General features: G+C 61.1%; 3 protein-coding genes. 2 read left to right on the top strand and 1 reads right to left on the bottom strand.

Translation table 11 applies throughout. From position 1 onward, the window contains the following. Window positions 1-960, top strand: a 960-nt coding sequence (locus VZ95_RS12205) for a site-specific DNA-methyltransferase (protein ID WP_045776088.1), incomplete at its 5' end; no start/stop codon positions are given. After that, on the top strand, window positions 957-1,205 hold the full coding sequence (locus tag VZ95_RS12200; protein WP_229671569.1) for a ribbon-helix-helix domain-containing protein: 249 nt from the start codon (window positions 957-959) through the stop codon (window positions 1,203-1,205). The genes VZ95_RS12205 and VZ95_RS12200, both read left to right, overlap by 4 nt. Before the next feature lie 206 nt (window positions 1,206-1,411). Here the strand turns inward: VZ95_RS12200 and VZ95_RS12195 are convergent, their stop codons facing one another. After that, entirely contained in the window at window positions 1,412-2,176 is a 765-nt protein-coding gene (locus VZ95_RS12195) for a DODA-type extradiol aromatic ring-opening family dioxygenase (RefSeq protein ID WP_045776086.1), read from the bottom strand. Window positions 2,177-2,285: the final 109 nt, after the last annotated feature.

The following is a 2,285-nucleotide window of genomic DNA, read 5'->3' as shown; positions in this document are numbered from 1 at the left end:
AATGGTGAGTTGCATCGCCCGGACAATAGCCGAGTCGATGGCGTCGATGCCGAGTGGGATAAGCTCGGGGATTTTGCGGCGCACGACCGCTTCACGAAAGCGTGGCTAACCGAAGCCCGCCGGGTGTTGAAGGACGATGGCACCCTTTGGGTGATCGGCTCCTACCACAATATCTTCCGCCTCGGCGCGATGTTGCAGGATATGGGCTTTTGGATTTTGAACGATGTGGTGTGGCGCAAGTCCAACCCCATGCCGAATTTCCGGGGCCGCCGCTTCACCAATGCGCATGAAACGCTGATTTGGGCGTCGAAAACGCCGAAGTCGAAATACACGTTCAATTATTCGGCCCTGAAAATGGCCAATGATGATCTGCAAATGCGCTCGGACTGGGTGCTGCCGCTGTGCACGGGCCGCGAACGGCTGAAGGTCGATGGGCGCAAGCTGCACCCAACGCAAAAGCCGGAAAGCCTGCTGTACCGCGTGCTGATGGCCTCCAGCAAACCCGGCGATATTGTGCTCGATCCGTTCTTCGGCACCGGCACCACCGGCGCGGTTGCGAAATATCTTGGCCGCCATTTCATCGGCCTGGAACGCGACGAAGCCTATGCCGCTGGCGCGCAAGCGCGGATCGATAGTGTCGAGCCCGCCCCCGCCGAAGCGATTGCCGCGACGCAATCGCCGCGCGAAGCCCCGCGCATTCCGTTTGGTAATCTGGTCGAACTCGGCCTGATCCGGCCCGGCGAGCTGTTGTTCGACGTGCGCCGCCGTTACTCCGCCCGCGTCCGCGCCGATGGCAGCCTTGCTGCCGATAGCGCGCGCGGCTCCATCCACCAGGTCGCGGCCGCTTTGCAATCGGTTCCCAGTTGCAACGGTTGGACTTTCTGGCACGTCGAGCGGCACGGGCAATCCGTACCTCTGGACTCTCTCCGCAGCACCCTCCGAGAAGGACTACGCGCATGACCCCCCGTCCCCACTTCCCGCCGCCGCCGGTGCGTGTCAAAGCTGTTGACAGTCAAGTCATGCTGACCGTGCGCGTCGAAGCCGAGCTTGAACGCCGCCTTGCCAACCTCGCCCGCGCCACCGGCCGGACGAAGAGCCATTATGCCCGCGAAGCGATTATGCGCCTGCTCGCGGAAAAAGAAGCCCCGATCCGCGAAACCCCGTCGGTGCCCATGCCGCGCTTCCAACCCGTTGTAGGCCGATAGGGGCTATGCCCCAAAATTTAGACAAGTCTCTTGATTCAGTTAGGAATAGAGACGATTTATTAACCTATCTCAGGTTTTACTGAGATAAGTGATCGAGAGAAGAGCATCGCCTCCGCTCCTCTCTCGGGCCCCGCCCACCGAGCGCTTGTGCCTCTGCTGCTCGGTGGACGGGGTTTTTTTATGCCGATTGCATCCCTCGGTATAGGTCAGCCGAACTGCACCGAGCGGCGGCTGAACGAACCATATTCGAACCCATCGATGGGAAAGCGGATAGGCTCGTCGTAGGGCAGCGAAGCACCAAACGCCATCAGCAAGGGCAGAAAATGCTCGTCGGTCGGGAGAGACTCTTTAGCGCCGGGGGCTGCCGTTTCGAAATTCCCCAAAGCTTCTGCATCTTTCCGCACGACTGCATCGGCAATCCAGGCGTCGAATTCCGCCGCCCAGGCGCGCGGCGGCCCCTGGTGAAAGCCCGCGCGCATATTATGGGTGATATAGCCGCTGCCGATAATCATCACCCCCTCCTCCCGCAACGGAGCCAGCGCTTCGCCAATGCGGATCAGCTCGGCGGGCGGGACTTTCGGAAGGGCAATCTGAAGCACGGGAATATCGGCTTCCGGGTAGCAGCACAGCAGCGGCACATAAGTGCCGTGATCGTATCCGCGCGTCGGGTCGCGCCGGGTTTTGGTGACGCCTGCGAGCAAGGTTTCCACCCGACCCGCTAACTCCGGCGCGGGCGGGCAGGGGTATTTCAACTGATAGAGCGGTTCGGGAAACCCATAGAAATCGTAAATCAGCGGCTGCGGTGTCGTTGCGCCAATCGCTAGATCCCGTTCTTCCCAATGGGCAGAAATCATCAGAACAGCCTTCGGGCGCGGCAGGGTTTTCGCCCAAGCCGCGAGCCCGGCAACGCGCGGCTCGTCGGCCAACAGCATCGGCGAGCCGTGAGCGATGAAAAGGGCGGGCATGGTCATGGGATATCCCTCCAGAAAAATCGTGCCCCCTATAGATGGCGGGCTTGGAGCGGGCGCGGCAGAGGGTTAATCTGCGACATATGGTTGACGAAACGGAAACCTCCCATCC

Origin of the sequence: Elstera litoralis, assembly GCF_000963705.1 — a bacterium.
Taxonomy (GTDB): domain Bacteria; phylum Pseudomonadota; class Alphaproteobacteria; order Elsterales; family Elsteraceae; genus Elstera; species Elstera litoralis.
This window is presented reverse-complemented; position numbering and strand designations above follow the sequence as displayed.

Excerpts from the sequence above, each read along its gene's own strand:
- VZ95_RS12200 (WP_229671569.1), top strand. The coding sequence starts at position 957 with ATGACCCCCCGTCCCCACTTCCCGCCGCCGCCGGTGCGTGTCAAAGCT.
- VZ95_RS12195 (WP_045776086.1), bottom strand. The coding sequence starts at position 2,176 with ATGACCATGCCCGCCCTTTTCATCGCTCACGGCTCGCCGATGCTGTTG.